Origin of the sequence: Allgaiera indica, assembly GCF_900106675.1 — a bacterium.
Taxonomy (GTDB): Bacteria; Pseudomonadota; Alphaproteobacteria; order Rhodobacterales; family Rhodobacteraceae; genus Acidimangrovimonas; species Acidimangrovimonas indica.
Map to the genome: position 1 here is coordinate 61,623 of NZ_FNOB01000008.1, position 14,333 is coordinate 75,955.

The following is a 14,333-nucleotide window of genomic DNA, read 5'->3' on the forward strand; positions in this document are numbered from 1 at the left end:
GTGGTATTCAAGCGACGCACCAAGCAAAGCTTCGGCCAGCGCCTGATCGCCGCGATCTATCCGCGCGGCGGCTATCTTCGGGCCATCTGGTATGTGATTCACCGCATCCGCCGCCTGCCCGACCAGCCGCATCGCATCGCGCGGGGCATCGCGGCAGGGGTGTTCATCTCGTTCACGCCCTTCTTCGGCTTTCATTTCGTCATCGCCGCCGGGCTGGCCTGGCTGATGGGCGGCAACATGGTCGCGGCACTGCTGGCCACCTTCGTCGGCAACCCGATCACCTTCCCGTTCATCATGACGCTCTCGGTCGAGCTGGGCAGCCACCTGCTGGGCAAGCGCGGCGGTATCCCGCTGCGGCAGATCGTCGATTCCTTCGCCCGCGCCTCGGTCGAGCTATGGAACAATTTCACCGCCCTGTTCCTTGATCACAGCGCCCATTGGAGCAGCCTGATCCTGTTCTTCCACCATGTCTTCTGGCCCTATTTGATCGGTGGCATCCTGCCCGGCCTGGCCGCCGCGCTTACCGGCTACTACCTGTCGCTGCCGCTGATCACCGCCTATCAGAAGCGCCGCAAGAAGAAGATCAGGGAACGGATCGAAAAGCAGCGCGAACAACGTGCCCGGGCCGCGGCAGAGGCGGCGCGCAAGCCCCACACCCAGCCTTCGGAATGAACAAGCCAGGCGGATGAGGGCCCTTGCCCTTGACCTTCCTCGCAGCGCGGGATGATCTGCCACCAAGGGTCAGGAGGTTAGCAAGATGACCAGCACCAAGGGAACCAGTGGGCCGGCGCGCCTGCGCCTCGGCGTCAACATCGACCATGTCGCCACCGTGCGCAACGCCCGCGGCGCGGCCTATCCCGATCCGCTGCGCGCCGCCCGCCTGGCCGAAGCCGCCGGCGCCGACGGCATCACCGCCCATCTGCGCGAGGATCGCCGCCACATTTCCGATGCCGACATCGCCGCGCTGCGCGAACATCTGATCGTGCCGCTGAACCTCGAGATGGCCGCGACGCCCGAGATGCAGGCGATCGCCCTGCGCCACCGGCCCCATGCCGTCTGCATCGTCCCCGAAAAGCGCGAGGAACGCACCACCGAAGGCGGGCTGGAAGTCGCGCGCGAGGAAAATCGCCTGGCGCATTTCATCGCGCCGTTGCGCGATGCCGGCTGCCGGGTGTCGCTGTTCATCGCCGCCGACGCCGCCCAGGTGGAAAGCGCCGCCCGCATCGGCGCGGCGGTGGTGGAACTGCACACCGGCGCCTATTGCGACCTGCATTGCGAGGGCAAGATTGCCGAACGCGACGCGGAACTTGCCCGCCTGCGCGACATGGCCGCGCTGGCCGACAGCCTGGGGCTAGAGGTGCACGCCGGCCACGGCCTGACCTATGAGACAGTGGCCCCGATCGCCGCCCTGCCCCAGGTGAAAGAGCTGAACATCGGCCATTTCCTGATCGGAGAGGCGATCTTCGTGGGCCTTGAGGCCGCGATTACCAAGATGCGCGCCCGCATGGACGCCGCGCGGGCAGGCGCATGAGGGGCCCAAGGTGATCCTGGGCATCGGCACCGACCTGGCCAATATCGACCGCATCCAGGCCACGCTCGACCGGTTTGGCGACCGCTTCCGCAATCGCGTCTTTACCGAGACCGAGCAGCGCAAGGCCGAACGCCGCGCCGACACCGCCGGCACCTACGCCAAGCGCTGGGCCGCGAAGGAGGCGTGCTCAAAGGCGCTGGGCACCGGGCTGCGCATGGGGATCAGTTGGCGCGACATGGGCGTGACCAACCTGCGCAGCGGCCAGCCGGTGATGCAGCTGACCGGTTGGGCCGCCGAGCGCCTGACCGAAATGACGCCCGAGGGACATGAGGCGATCGTTCATGTCACCCTGACCGACGATCACCCCTGGGCGCAGGCCTTCGTTGTGATCGAGGCGCGGCCCCGCGTCACGCCCGCGGGAACTTGACCCCAGCGCAGCTTGACAGCATCGTCCCAACCCGCGCATGTAGCGCCGAACCTGCGGCATGGGCAAAGGGCGGATCGGCATGGCGAGCAAGGCGAAAAAGAGCGATGGCTTCCTGGAGACGATCAAGACGATCGTCTACGCGCTGATCATCGCCGGCGTGTTCCGCACGCTGTTCTTTCAGCCCTTCTGGATCCCCTCGGGCAGCATGAAGGACACATTGCTGATCGGCGATTTCCTGTTCGTCAACAAGATGGCCTATGGCTATTCGCGCTATTCCTGTCCGTTCAACCTGTGCCCCTTTTCGGGGCGGATCTTCTTCACCCCGCCCAAGCGCGGCGACGTGGTCGTGTTCCGCAACCCCGGCAATGGCGAGGATTTCATCAAGCGCCTGATCGGCCTGCCCGGCGACACCCTGCAGATGCAGAAGGGCCGGCTGTACATCAACGGCAAGGAAGTGCCGGAAAAACCCGACGGGCAATTCGTTGAAACCTACGCCCCGCAGGGCCCGATGGGCAGCTACCCGCGCTGCGAAAACGCCCCCGTGGGGGAGGGCGCGGCCTGCATCAAGACGCGTTACCGAGAAACCCTGCCGAACGGCGTGACCCACGACATCCTGAAGATCACCGATCAGGGCTATGCCAATAACACGCCGGTCTTCCATGTGCCGAAGGGCAAATATTTCTTCATGGGCGACAACCGCGACAATTCCGAAGACAGCCGCTTTGCCCAGGATGTGGGCGGCGTCGGCTTCGTGCCCGCGGTCAACCTGATCGGCCGGGCCGATCGGATCGTCTTCTCTTCTGCCGGGAGGTCGCTGTTCTACTTCTGGACCTGGCGCGCCGATCGCTTCTTCAAGGCGATCCATTGACACCGGCGGCGGAGCTGACGGCCTTCGCCCACCGGATCGGGCACGACTTCGCCCGGCCCGAATTGCTTGTCCGCGCCGTCACCCACTCCTCGATTTCCTCGTCCACACGGCCCGACAACCAGCGCCTGGAATTCCTGGGCGACCGTGTGCTGGGCCTGGTGATGGCCGAGGCCCTGCTAAGCGCCGACACCGCCGCCTCCGAGGGCCAGCTTGCCCCCCGCTTCAATGCCCTGGTGCGCAAGGAGACCTGCGCCGATGTCGCGCGTCAGGTCGATTTGGGCGCGGTGCTGAAGCTTGGCCGATCCGAGATGCTTTCGGGGGGGCGGCGCAAGCAGGCGCTGCTGGGCGACGCGATGGAGGCGGTGATCGCCGCGGTCTATCTCGACGGCGGGATCGAGGCGGCCCGGGAAATGATCCTGCGGCTTTGGGGTGCGCGGATCGAGACCGTCGAGGACGACGCCCGCGATGCCAAGACCAGCCTGCAGGAATGGGCCCAGGCCCGCGGCCTCGCCCCGCCGTCCTACGAGGAAATCGCCCGCAAGGGTCCTGATCACGCGCCGGTCTTCACGATCCGCGCCCAGCTTGCCACCGGCGAAAGCGCCGAGGCCAGCGCCGGCGCCAAGCGTCAGGCCGAACAGGCCGCCGCGAAGGCGCTGCTGGAAAAGGTGGAAGGCCAGGGCTGAGCCGCCCGCCCGCGCGGCGCCGATCACGCACCGGGGCTGGCATTTGAACCCCAACTGGCCTATGTGCGCAGCAACCCATCCAGCGAGACCGACCCACATGACCACAAGCGCGGGCTTCGTCGCCCTGATCGGAGAGCCGAACGCCGGCAAATCCACCCTGCTCAACCGCATGGTTGGGGCCAAGGTTTCGATCGTGACCCACAAGGTGCAGACCACCCGCACCCGCATCCGTGGCGTCGCCATGGCGGGCGCGGCGCAGATCGTCTTCGTCGACACGCCGGGCCTGTTCCGCCCGCGCCGCCGGCTGGATCGCGCCATGGTCGCCGCGGCCTGGGGCGGGGCCGCCGATGCCGACGTGATCGTGCTCTTGATCGAGGCGCACCGCGGCCTGACCGACGGCGCCCGCACGATCGTCGAAAGCCTTCGGGAACGCGTGCCCCAGGGCGTGCCGGTCGCGCTGGCGATCAACAAGATCGACAAGGTCAAGGCCGAGGCCCTGCTGGCATTGACCCGGGAAATGAACGAGGCTTATCCCTTCGCCAAGACTTTCATGATCTCGGCCGAGCGCGGCTATGGTGTCGAGGATCTGCGCGACTGGCTGGCCGGCGAGATGCCCGAAGGTCCCTGGCTTTATCCCGAGGACCAGATCGCCGACCTGCCGATGCGGATGATCGCGGCCGAGATCACCCGCGAGAAGCTGACCCTGCGCCTGCACGAGGAACTGCCCTATCAGTTGACCGTCGAGACCGAGAATTGGGAGGACCGCAAGGATGGCTCTACCCGGATCGACCAGCTGATCTATGTCGCCCGCGACGGCCACAAAGGGATCGTGCTGGGCAAAGGCGGCGAGACGATCAAGGCGATCAGCCAGGCCGCGCGCGCCGAACTGGGCGAATTCCTGGGCCGCACCGTGCATCTTTTCCTGCAGGTGAAGGTGCGTGAGAACTGGCTCGACGAAGCCGAACGCTATTCCGAAATGGGCCTCGATTTCCGCGACGGGGATTAGGATGGCGCGGCTTACGTCGGATTTCTGGGTGCGCGCCTATCTGCGACGGCTGCAACTGGCCGATATCCCGGCCTTCATCACCGCCCATGGCGACGACACGGCCGGCGCGGTGCTGGTGAAGCTGACCACTCTGGACGGCAAGGCGCGCGCCTTCCAGCGCAGTTTCGATCTGATGAGCGGTGAACGCGCCTGGCTCGTGCTGGCCGAGGGCGAGGAACGCGCGGTCGACGAAGCGATAAATCGGCAACGAGGCTTCGACCCCGATCTTTGGGTGATCGAGGTGGAAAGCCGCGAAGGCCGGCATCTGTTGGACGAGGACGGGCTGCGCGACTGACCGCCCGGCAGGGGCGATCACCCCAGCAGCGACAGCACGCCGCCGCCGGCCTGCGTGCCTTGCAGCAATTGCAGCGCGACGGACTGACCGCTGACCGCGCTGGCGCCGCCACCGGCCAGCTCGGCCCGGACCAGGAACAGACGCGCCAGCTTCTCCATCTGCGCCGGATCGCTGAATTGCGACACGTCGGGCGACCCGAACAGCGCGCCGGTCCTTTCCTGAAGAGTTTCCAACTGCTTGTCGATGTCTAGCGTGGCGAAGCTGGACGGCAGGCCCAGCGCGCCCTCGAACACGCTGCGCAGCGGCGGCGTGCCCATGATGGTGAACCACTTGGTCGCCTCGCTGGTGGTCTTCGCGGCAACGTCGCCCAGATCCCGCTGCAGCGCCAGAACCAGGCGCATGTTGCCGTCCTGGTCACCGACCGCGGTCTCGAACCGGCGGCTGTCATAGGCGACCAGGATCTTGTCGGCGAAATCGCTTTGCCCCACCCGGGGCGGCTGCAGGTCATAGCCGAAGGCCTTGGCCATCGCGGCATAGCGCTTGTCGGACAACCGATTCGACAGCGCCTCGGCTTGCAATGTTCCCTCACCCAGGACCTTGCGAATGAAAGCCTTGTTGGGCAGGTCGTCGTCCAGGCCGAAGGCGCCCAACGCCACCTTCATCAGCCGGTGATCGGCGACCAGCGCCTCGGCGGTCGTCGCCTTGGCGATATTGGCGCGGAAATAATCCGCGTCGCGCTGCATGGCGGGCGCCTTGGCGAAGGCGGCCTGCTGGCTTTCCAACGTTCGGTCCAGAAACCTCCAACCGGCGTAGCCGCCGAACGGAAGGACCGGTTGAAAGCTCATTGCCGGCGCGCGGCCAGAAGCCGCTCCTCGCGTGGCAGAAGGCTGCGCAGCGCCTTCAGCGCCTGGTAATGCTGATCCTCCAGCACCGCCGCCGTCGCAGCGTTGAGCTGCGCGCGGCTGTCGTGATCGGTCAGCACCTGGCTAAGCTGCTCTATCCCGCGCAAAAGCTGCATCCGCGCCTCTTCCGGGTCCGCATCGCCCGACAGCACCAGCTGGGCGATGTAGCAGACGCGCCGCACCGGGGTGTTCACCTCTTCGGGGTGGATCGCGTCGCGTAGGCGCAGGATATGGGCGTTCGGCGTCATGATCGCCAGGCGCGAACGCCGGTCGCCGTTCTCGATCACCGCACCGTTGATCAGCACCCGTTCCTTGGGCCCGAGCTTGAGGACAAGACCGCTCATACCGCCCCCCCGCCGTCCGCGCGCAGGCCGCGCATTATGGCCGTGTTGATTTCGATCAGAACATCCGCGGTAGCCTCATCCGCCAACACCTTGCGACTATGCGTCTGCGTGAATTCGTGAAGGTAGAAGATCCGTGCCCGCAGTTGGGCTGGCAGTTGGTTTCCCGGGTCGGCCACGTCGCTGGCCAGCACCGTCCAGAGGCGGCGATTGTCGTACAACGCCCTGACAAGCGCCCCCTTGCCCTTGCGTCCGCCATTTTCCGCGGCGGCCTTCAGGCGGTGGGTGATACGCGCAAATACGTCGTATTCTAGGCCCCGACCGGTGCGCGTCGGCGCGTCGGGGGCGGCATAGGCCGTCTGGGCGAGGTTCATTGCGGTCACGTCGGACTCCTTCCGATCGATCGGTGATCAGGCGCTTGGCGCCTTACCGTGGGGCGGGGCGGGAAGTGGTCGGGGCGCCGTCCGGAAACGGCGCCCCGCCTGTCGTGTTAACGGAACAGCGACAGGATGCTCTGCGGCGCCTGGTTGGCGATCGAGAGCGACTGGACCCCGAGCTGCTGTTGCACCTGCAGCGCCTGCAGGCGGGCCGAGGCCTCTTCCATGTCGGCATCGACCAGAGAACCGATCCCCGCCCTCATCGAATCCGAGAGATTGCTGATGAAGTTGCTTTGGGTCTCGATCCGCCCCTGAGCCGAGCCGAATTCCGCCGCAGCATCGATCGAGGACCCGATCATCGTCTCGATGTTCGTCAGCGCGGCCTTGGCCCCGGCATTGGTGGTCACGTTGATCGAGTCGAGCCCGAACAGACCGCCCGAAGCCTCGCCGCCCGCGTTGCCGACGACCGAGAAGGCAACCGAGGTCCCGTTGTTGTCGACCTTCAGCTGCCACTGGGCATTGGCGGTGTCATAGGCGACCTGGCTCGTGATCCCGCTGACCCCGCCCGAGTCGATCGCCGTCTTCAGGCCCTTGGCGACATCCTCCATCGTCTCGCCTTTTCCGGCGATATAGCTGTAGGACGCCGCACCGATCGTCACCTTGTAGCCGTCGCCGGCCTGGACCGCAGCCGAGCTGGAGAAGGCCACGTTCTCGGCCCGCTCGGCGATATCGCCGGTGGCAAGCGACAGGCTGCCGGTCCCGTTCAGCGAGGTGATCACCGTGCCGCCCGCGTTGCCGACCAGGTTGGAGATCGTGACATCGGCGGTCTCGAACGCGCGGGTCGAGGTCACGGTCAGGCCAGCGCCGCTGGAGCTGGCGGTAATGCCGTCAAGCCCAAGCGCGTTGATCGCCCCCGCGAAATACGAGGCCGCGTCGGTTTCGGTCTGGCTGGCCGCACCCGTGAAGGTCAGATCGACGCCAGCGACCGAAATCGTCGCCGCTGCTGCGCTGTAATCCGCACCGGAGCCATTGAAGGTGACCACCGCGGTATTGCCGGTATTGGCGACAGCCGCGGCAGAGGCCGTGGCGTTGGCGTTCAGCGACGTGCCCGTTCCATAGACGCCCGCGGTCGTCGACATGTCCTGACGCTGGATCGTGATGTGGCCCGCACTGACCAGCCCGTTCGACTGACGGTCGAGCGAGGACAGGATCGACACGTCGTCGGTCCCATCGAGCAGGTTGAGCCCGTTGAACTGCGCCGCCCCGACGATCGAGGAGATCTGGTCCCGCAGGGCGCTGATATCGGCCTGGATCTTGGCCCGGTCGACGTTCGATTCCTGCGCGGCCACGATCTTGCCTTTGATATCGGTCAGCAGATCGGTGATCGTCTCCGAGGCCTGGCGGGCAACGGTGGTGGTCGAATCCCCCAGCGCCAGGCTGTCCGAGATCCCCTTGAAACCCTTCACATCGGATTCCATGACCTTCGAGATGGCCCAGACCGCGGCATTGTCCTTGGCCGAGCCCACGCTCTTGCCCGTCGAAATCTCCGACTGGGACTTGGCCAGGTTCTGGTTGATTCCCTTCAGGGTCTGCAGCGCGACCATGGCGCTGTTGTTCGTCAGAATGGACGACATCGTGTCTTTCCTCACTAGTGGCCGGCGCTTCGCGCGCGGCATTGGCACCGTCCTATCGGGCGGCAATCGGGGTGTTCTGACCAATGCGGCGTGGGCTTGGCCCGGGCCGCGCCACCCCCTTCCGGGATGCCCTGTCATAGAAGCGCACCATCCCTAAGGGAGTGCTAACCGGCGGCCGTGGAATGGGTGAAATTTTGGGAAAATTCGCGATCTCGTGGGGCCGGAGGGTGGTTTGCCGCGGCATCGGCGGGCTCGATTTCGATCCCACGGCCCCGCACGGGATGATTCGGACCGCTCCTGGCCGGAGGCGCCGCGCGATGCGGTCGATGTCACACGCCCCGAAATGCGGCCCATCTTCGACAGACCGGACCGCCGCGAAATATCAGGCCCTGTGATCGGCCCGCCCCGGCCCGGCGGGGTGCAGGCTCTTGCGGCCCTGGCAGTCGTAGGTGGCCGTACCCTGGGCTGCGCGCGCCAGTTCTCCGACACGCAGGCGCGCGGCGCGCACACCGGCAATAGCGGCACGCAGACTGGCGGCGTTGCGCCGTGCCTTGTCCGCCAGCGCAGCAAGTTCGGGACTGTCGCCAGATGCGATGGCCTCCACCTGGGCCGTCAGTTCGGCCTTGGTCTGGGTCAGCGCGGCCAGCGCGGCGAAATCGGCACACCGCAGCGCCTCGGCCTCCTCGTCCAGCAATGCGCCAAGCCGCGCGATCGGATCATGCCCCGCCATCGGCCCGCTCCTTCAGCGTCTGGAACAGCTGCTCTGCCAGGCCGATCCCGCCCCTGGCGACCATCTTCTCTGCCTGCGCCTCACGCAGGAACGACGCGAATTGCGCCTCCCCCGTGCCGCCGCCAAACGCCTCGGGCGTGTCACCCAGACCGGCGTGGCCCAGCATTTCGGCCAGGAAAGAGGCCTCAAGCGCCTGCGCCGCCTGCATCAGGCGGGCTTCATGCCGGTCGCCATCGGCCGCACGATCCGATCGGCGTTCAGGCCCGTCAACAGGATGCCGCGCCGCAAAGGCACCGCTGCCAGGTTCGAATGTGATCATCTGCCGCCTCCATTCTGGATCGGCGCACCGTAGCCGAGGCCAGGTAAACATCCGGTAACCTCTTGCGGACAATATGGCCGGGCAACGACAGAAGTCTTGGACATGATGAAGAACCTCTCGGACAACTTGCACTCGGTGGCACCGAAAGGTGTTGTCTCGCCGGTGCCGGAGAAGCTGCAAGCCCCTGGTGTGGAGGACTTTCTTTCCGAACTGGAAGGGCTCGACCACGCGGCCACGCGGAACGGACCCTTTGGGATGCGCAATGCCGCGGTCGCCCCGCGAATCGAGGCCCCGGGCCCAGCGGGCGACGGTGCCGAACCGGCTGCGGGATACGACGCCCTCGCCAACCTGGCGATCCCGCCGCAAGGCTTTGACGCCGAGGCCGGCAAGGCCGCGCAAGCCGCGCTGCGGATCGACCCGGCGGCGAAGGCTTCGCCGGAACCCGGGCGGGACACGCCCGCTCCGCCCCTGTCAAAGGCTACCCGCCAACCGCAGACGGACGAGGGGGAAACCCGGGCGGCGCCCACGCCCCCCATACCGACCATCGAGGGCATAGAACCCAATATATCCCAGGCGTCGGCTTCCGCTGACGTGACGCCTCTTGCGGCGGTGTTCGACAGGTCCGCCTCGGCCCCGTTGCAGGACAGGCCGAAGGTTGCTTCCGGCCAAACCGCACCGCGGCCCGGGGAAGGAGCCGCCCCGTCCGAACCGGAAACCTGGCGCGATGACACCGCAGCATCGGCCGACGCGCATCAGACCCCAGCTTTGGCTTGGGGCCAGGTCCAAGCCGTGCCATCCGCCGCACCGACGCCGGATCCGCCAGCACCGGGAACGAGCAGCCCGGACGCCTGGGCCATTCGAACCGCTAACAGCGCGGGCGAAGCAGTGGAAAGCGAAGGATCACTGCCCGTCCGTTCCGGCGCGTTGCACAGGTCTGGGGCCGACCTTCCAATATCTTCCGCGCTGCGCCCACCGGTGCCGGATCCGGCGGCGAATCCGGCGACCACGCCACGCCCAGGCGACAACGACGCAGGCCAAGTCCGGCCTGCGACGGAGGCAGCCGCGACCCAGGCACCGACGAAGGCCGTTTCCTCCGAACCGGCAACGGCCCAGCCGCCCGAGACAACCGGCATCGCACCTGTCAAAGCCGCCTCAACGCCGCATGCGGGGGCGACGAGTACCCAACAGATCAAGGCCGAAGGCTCCGCCAGCGCGACAATTGCCCTGACGCAAACCGTTGCCGGGATGGCAGCCGCGGCACGACAACCGCCCTCGCTGCCAACGCCGCCGCCAGCACAACTGGCGACACCAGGAACCGCGCAGCAGACGACACCGCTTCCGACACGACCGGCGACACCGCAAACGGGTTCGGAACTTGCGGCGCAGTTCAGCGCGGACAGCCACCAGGCTCAGCCCCAGCGCTCTGCCCATGGCTTGCCGGGGCCGGGTTCCGCAAGCTTCGTCGCGCTGGAAACGGCGGTCGCTGCGGCTCCGCGCAGCCTGGATAGCGCCGTGCCCGACGAAGCCGGCCTAGGGGCCGCCCCGCAGGTTTCGACGGCCGGTAGCGCACATTCCGCGGCCCAGCCCGCCACCTCGGACTCGGGCCCCGCGGCGCGGCCGGTGGCGGTGCAACTGGCCGCTGCCACCGCGCGGCACAATGCCGACGGCACGATCGAGGTCAACCTGTCGCCGCAGGAGCTTGGGCGCGTGCGCATGGTGATCCATCACGACGGGGCGGTGATGAATGTCGCGATCCACGCCGACCGTTCGGACACGCTCGATCTGATGCGGCGCCATGCGGAAGTGCTGGCCCAGGAATTCCGCGCCCAGGGCTACAGCGGCACCGCCTTCGCCTTCAGCGGCGGAGATGGGAGCGCGTCCGGCGGGCAGGATCGTCCGCCCGTGCCCGACGCCCCGCCACCATCCCCGTCTTCGGTGGCAGCTACGCAGGCGCCGCAGACGATGGCCGCGCACCGCGCCCGCGGCGTGGCCGAGGGCCTCGACCTTCGGCTTTGATACCCGTTCAGAAAGGAACCCGCCGATGCAGATAAGCCAAAATCCCTCCCCGTCGGCAACCCCGGCAAGCGCCACCTCCGGGAAGGCCGCCGCCGACCAGGCCGCGGCCCAGCCCGCCGCGCTGAGCCCGGATTTCGAGACGTTCCTGAAGATGCTGACCACGCAGTTGAAGAACCAGGACCCGCTGAACCCGATGGATTCCGCCGACTACGCGGTGCAATTGGCCACCTTCTCGGGGGTCGAGCAGCAGATGAAGACCAATCAACTGCTGGATGGGCTGTCGTCGCAGATGGGCGCGATGGGCATGGCCCAGCTGGCCGGATGGGTGGGGATGGAGGCGCAGACGACGGAACCGGTGTGGTTCGGCGGCAGCCCGCTGACGCTATCGGTCGCGCCAAAGGCGGGATCCGACCGGGCCGTATTGGTGGCACGCGACGCCACCGGCGCCGAGGTAGCCCGCACCGAGGCCGGCGGCACCTCGGGCGAGATCGCCTGGGCGGGCACCAAGGCCAACGGGGCGCCGCTGCCCTCGGGGGCCTATAGCTTCGCGCTTGAAAGCTACCGCGACGACAGCCTTGTGGCGACCGAACCCGTCGCCGCCTATGGCCGCATCCTCGAGGCGCGCGCGGGCGACGGCGGCCCGGTTCTGGTGATGCAGGGCGGCGGCGAGGTGGCGGCCACCGCGATCAGCGCCCTGCGCGCGCCCGGATAGGCCCCGGCGCGAAAGCCGAAGGTGGCTTGCCCCCTTTAACATCGGGGCATTTCGCGTTACATCCCGGCAACTTTTCGACAAGATCGATTGCAGGAGGTCCGGATGGGCTACAAGGTCGTCGTTGCCGGCGCCACGGGAAACGTGGGTCGCGAAATGCTGAACATTCTTGCCGAGCGGCAATTCCCCGTCGACGAGATCGCCGCGCTGGCCTCGCGCCGCAGCCTGGGCACCGAGGTAAGCTTTGGCGAAAAGACCCTCAAGACCCAGGACCTGGACACGTTCGATTTCAGCGGCTGGGACATCGCGCTGTTCGCCGTGGGCTCTGGCCCGACCAAGGAATACGCGCCCAGGGCGGCCAAGGCCGGCTGCGTGGTGATCGACAATTCCTCGCTCTACCGCTACGACCCCGACGTGCCGCTGGTCGTGCCGGAGGTGAACGCCGAAGCGGTCGACGGCTACACCAGGAAGAACATCATCGCGAACCCCAATTGCTCGACCGCGCAGATGGTCGTGGCACTGAAGCCGCTGCATGACCGCGCGCGCATCAAGCGCGTGGTGGTCAGCACCTATCAATCGGTTTCCGGCGCCGGCAAGGAGGGGATGGACGAGCTTTGGGATCAGACCAAGGCGGTCTACAACCCGACGGACGACCTGACGCCGAAGAAGTTCACCAAGCAGATCGCCTTCAACGTCATTCCCCATATCGACGTCTTCCTCGACTCTGGCGAGACCAAGGAGGAATGGAAGATGGTCGCCGAGACGAAGAAGATCGTCGACCCCAAGATCAAGGTGACGGCGACCTGCGTGCGGGTGCCGGTGTTCGTCGGCCATTCCGAGGCGATCAACATCGAATTCGAGGATTTCCTTGACGCGGACGAGGCGCGCGACATCCTGCGCGAGGCGCCCGGCGTTATGGTCATCGACAAGCGTGAGGACGGCGGTTACGCGACGCCGGTCGAATGCGTCGGCGATTTCGCCACGTTCATCAGCCGCATCCGCCAGGATTCGACAATCGACAACGGCCTGAACCTGTGGTGCGTTTCCGACAACCTGCGCAAAGGCGCGGCCCTGAACGCGGTGCAGATCGCCGAGACCCTGGGCAACCGCTGCCTGAAAAAGGGCTGACACGCGCCCCACGACAAGGACATGCCCCGCACCGGCACCAAGCCGGCGCGGGGCTTTTCATCTACCGGCCGGCGCGCTCGAAGCCCGCGCGCCGCTAGACCTTGACGAACACCTTCTTCGCGGGATCGTATTGCTCCAGGTCGCCTTCGCCGATGTCGTTCCACAGGCCGTGTAGCGTCATCACCTCGCTCTCGACCGCATCACGCACGAAGGGGAAGGTCATCAGGTTTTCCAGGCTGACCAGCACCGCCTCGCGCTCCATCGCCGAGGTCCGCGCGGCTGGGTCCGCGATATCCGCGGTCCGCTCGTATCCCGGCCGCAGCAGATCCATCCAGCGCCCGACATAGCTGGCCTTTTCCTCCAGTTCCGGCGCCGCGCCCGAACACATGTCGAAACAGCCCTTCACCCCGCCGCAGTTGGAATGCCCCAGCACGACGATATGTGCCACCTTCAGCACGTTCACCGCGTATTCCAGCGCCGCCGATGTGCCGTGCAGATCGCCATCGGGCTTATGCGGCGGCACCAGGTTGGCGATGTTGCGGTGAATGAAGAACTCTCCCTGATCGGCACCGAAGATCGAGGTCACATGCACCCGGCTGTCGCAGCACGAGATCACCATCGCGCGCGGATGCTGCCCTTCGTTCGCGAGACGCTTGTACCACGCCTTGTTGTCGTTATAGGCGGTGGCTTTCCAGCCGTGGTAGCGCTGAACCAGATAGGCGGGAAGCGGTGTCGCGTATTGCATCGAGAATCTCCTGGCACGAACATTCTGGGCCTTCCTAGGGCGCATTTTCAGGAAATTCGAGCGGTTTTCCAGCCTGGTTCAACCTTTTCTTCAAGCCCACGGATCATCCTGCACCTGGGTGAAGAAATGGGGAATAGGTGGGATATGACATCCAATATCGCCGTTTTGCGGCTTGAAGAGCAGGTGCAGATAGATCCTGCGCGGTTCGAAAAACTCTGCGCACGCCACGGGACATCCTGCGCCGAAAACCTGATGGCTCGCGTCGTCGGAGAACTGGCGCTGGTGCTGTCCGCGATGGTCGGCCAGTATTCCGAGGGCAATCTGAAGGGCTTCGCCCGGGGTCTGCGCAACTTGCGTCGGCTGGCGGATGAGGTCGGAATGCAGACCCTGTCGCGCGCGACCGAAGGCGTGAGGGTCAGCCTCAGACGCGGGGATTCCACCGCGCTGGCCGCGACCTGGGCGCGTTGCCTGCGGCTGGGGGAACAATCGCTGCTTTCCGACTGGGATGCGCGGGATCTTTCGGGCTAAGCCTTTGCGGGGCGGCCAGGAACCGGATAGCCTGCGGGCGATGCCGAACCGGACC

The 14,333-nt window shown here is 66.5% G+C and carries 18 protein-coding genes; 11 read left to right on the forward strand and 7 right to left on the reverse strand.

What is annotated here, in order from left to right; genetic code table 11:
* From BLV97_RS08970 to BLV97_RS09000, 7 genes are all read left to right on the forward strand, one after another.
* The gene (locus BLV97_RS08970; protein WP_035844763.1) at positions 1–672 is read left to right on the forward strand and encodes a DUF2062 domain-containing protein; all 672 of its coding nucleotides are present in this window, start codon (positions 1–3) and stop codon (positions 670–672) included.
* 85 nt (positions 673–757) lie between these two features.
* Positions 758–1,531 (forward strand): pyridoxine 5'-phosphate synthase, encoded by a 774-nt coding sequence (locus BLV97_RS08975; protein ID WP_035844765.1) that lies wholly within the window; start codon positions 758–760, stop codon positions 1,529–1,531.
* 10 nt (positions 1,532–1,541) lie between these two features.
* A complete protein-coding gene (gene acpS / locus BLV97_RS08980; protein ID WP_035844767.1) occupies positions 1,542–1,958 on the forward strand; it encodes a holo-ACP synthase in 417 nt (138 codons plus the stop codon).
* Between the two features lie 79 nt (positions 1,959–2,037).
* The gene (gene lepB, locus BLV97_RS08985) at positions 2,038–2,826 is read left to right on the forward strand and encodes a signal peptidase I (protein WP_035844840.1); all 789 of its coding nucleotides are present in this window, start codon (positions 2,038–2,040) and stop codon (positions 2,824–2,826) included.
* Entirely contained in the window at positions 2,823–3,509 is a 687-nt protein-coding gene (gene rnc, locus BLV97_RS08990; protein ID WP_035844769.1) for a ribonuclease III, read from the forward strand. The genes lepB and rnc overlap by 4 nt, the downstream gene beginning before the upstream one ends.
* Before the next feature lie 97 nt (positions 3,510–3,606).
* Entirely contained in the window at positions 3,607–4,515 is a 909-nt protein-coding gene (gene era, locus BLV97_RS08995) for a GTPase Era (protein ID WP_035844771.1), read from the forward strand.
* 1 nt (position 4,516) lies between these two features.
* Positions 4,517–4,849, forward strand: a complete 333-nt coding sequence (locus tag BLV97_RS09000) for a DUF1491 family protein (RefSeq protein ID WP_035844773.1) — start codon at positions 4,517–4,519, stop codon at positions 4,847–4,849.
* Between the two features lie 17 nt (positions 4,850–4,866).
* Here BLV97_RS09000 and BLV97_RS09005 read toward each other — a convergent pair whose 3' ends face one another.
* The 6 genes from BLV97_RS09005 to BLV97_RS09030 all read right to left on the reverse strand — a co-directional run bounded on the left by BLV97_RS09005 (position 4,867) and on the right by BLV97_RS09030 (position 9,152).
* Positions 4,867–5,694, reverse strand: a complete 828-nt coding sequence (locus tag BLV97_RS09005) for a DUF1217 domain-containing protein (RefSeq protein ID WP_035844775.1) — start codon at positions 5,692–5,694, stop codon at positions 4,867–4,869.
* Positions 5,691–6,095 (reverse strand): flagellar biosynthesis repressor FlbT, encoded by a 405-nt coding sequence (gene flbT / locus BLV97_RS09010; protein WP_035844776.1) that lies wholly within the window; start codon positions 6,093–6,095, stop codon positions 5,691–5,693. The genes BLV97_RS09005 and flbT overlap by 4 nt, the downstream gene beginning before the upstream one ends.
* The gene (flaF, locus tag BLV97_RS09015; RefSeq protein WP_176992644.1) at positions 6,092–6,466 is read right to left on the reverse strand and encodes a flagellar biosynthesis regulator FlaF; all 375 of its coding nucleotides are present in this window, start codon (positions 6,464–6,466) and stop codon (positions 6,092–6,094) included. The genes flbT and flaF overlap by 4 nt, the downstream gene beginning before the upstream one ends.
* 116 nt (positions 6,467–6,582) lie before the next feature.
* Positions 6,583–8,103 (reverse strand): flagellin N-terminal helical domain-containing protein, encoded by a 1,521-nt coding sequence (locus BLV97_RS09020; RefSeq protein WP_035844778.1) that lies wholly within the window; start codon positions 8,101–8,103, stop codon positions 6,583–6,585.
* 382 nt (positions 8,104–8,485) lie between these two features.
* On the reverse strand, positions 8,486–8,833 hold the full coding sequence (locus BLV97_RS09025) for a hypothetical protein (protein WP_035844779.1): 348 nt from the start codon (positions 8,831–8,833) through the stop codon (positions 8,486–8,488).
* Positions 8,820–9,152 carry a rod-binding protein gene (locus tag BLV97_RS09030; RefSeq protein ID WP_081825131.1) on the reverse strand — a complete coding sequence of 111 codons (333 nt, stop codon included), beginning with the start codon at positions 9,150–9,152 and terminating at the stop codon, positions 8,820–8,822. The genes BLV97_RS09025 and BLV97_RS09030 overlap by 14 nt, the downstream gene beginning before the upstream one ends.
* Positions 9,153–9,254: 102 nt before the next feature.
* Here BLV97_RS09030 and BLV97_RS09035 point away from each other — a divergent pair, with 102 nt between their 5' ends.
* The 3 genes from BLV97_RS09035 to BLV97_RS09045 all read left to right on the forward strand — a co-directional run bounded on the left by BLV97_RS09035 (position 9,255) and on the right by BLV97_RS09045 (position 13,005).
* The gene (locus BLV97_RS09035) at positions 9,255–11,168 is read left to right on the forward strand and encodes a flagellar hook-length control protein FliK (RefSeq protein WP_081825132.1); all 1,914 of its coding nucleotides are present in this window, start codon (positions 9,255–9,257) and stop codon (positions 11,166–11,168) included.
* Between the two features lie 25 nt (positions 11,169–11,193).
* Positions 11,194–11,880: a flagellar hook capping FlgD N-terminal domain-containing protein gene (locus BLV97_RS09040; RefSeq protein ID WP_035844781.1), complete on the forward strand. Its 687-nt coding sequence runs from the start codon at positions 11,194–11,196 to the stop codon at positions 11,878–11,880.
* Between the two features lie 102 nt (positions 11,881–11,982).
* The gene (locus tag BLV97_RS09045) at positions 11,983–13,005 is read left to right on the forward strand and encodes an aspartate-semialdehyde dehydrogenase (protein WP_035844783.1); all 1,023 of its coding nucleotides are present in this window, start codon (positions 11,983–11,985) and stop codon (positions 13,003–13,005) included.
* A 94-nt stretch (positions 13,006–13,099) separates the two neighbouring features.
* On the opposite strand, the gene BLV97_RS09050 is transcribed toward BLV97_RS09045, so the two are convergent.
* Positions 13,100–13,750 (reverse strand): carbonic anhydrase, encoded by a 651-nt coding sequence (locus tag BLV97_RS09050; RefSeq protein ID WP_035844785.1) that lies wholly within the window; start codon positions 13,748–13,750, stop codon positions 13,100–13,102.
* 252 nt (positions 13,751–14,002) lie between these two features.
* Between BLV97_RS09050 and BLV97_RS09055 the strand changes: the two genes are divergently transcribed.
* Positions 14,003–14,278 (forward strand): hypothetical protein, encoded by a 276-nt coding sequence (locus BLV97_RS09055; RefSeq protein WP_143037505.1) that lies wholly within the window; start codon positions 14,003–14,005, stop codon positions 14,276–14,278.
* Positions 14,279–14,333 lie beyond the last annotated feature (55 nt).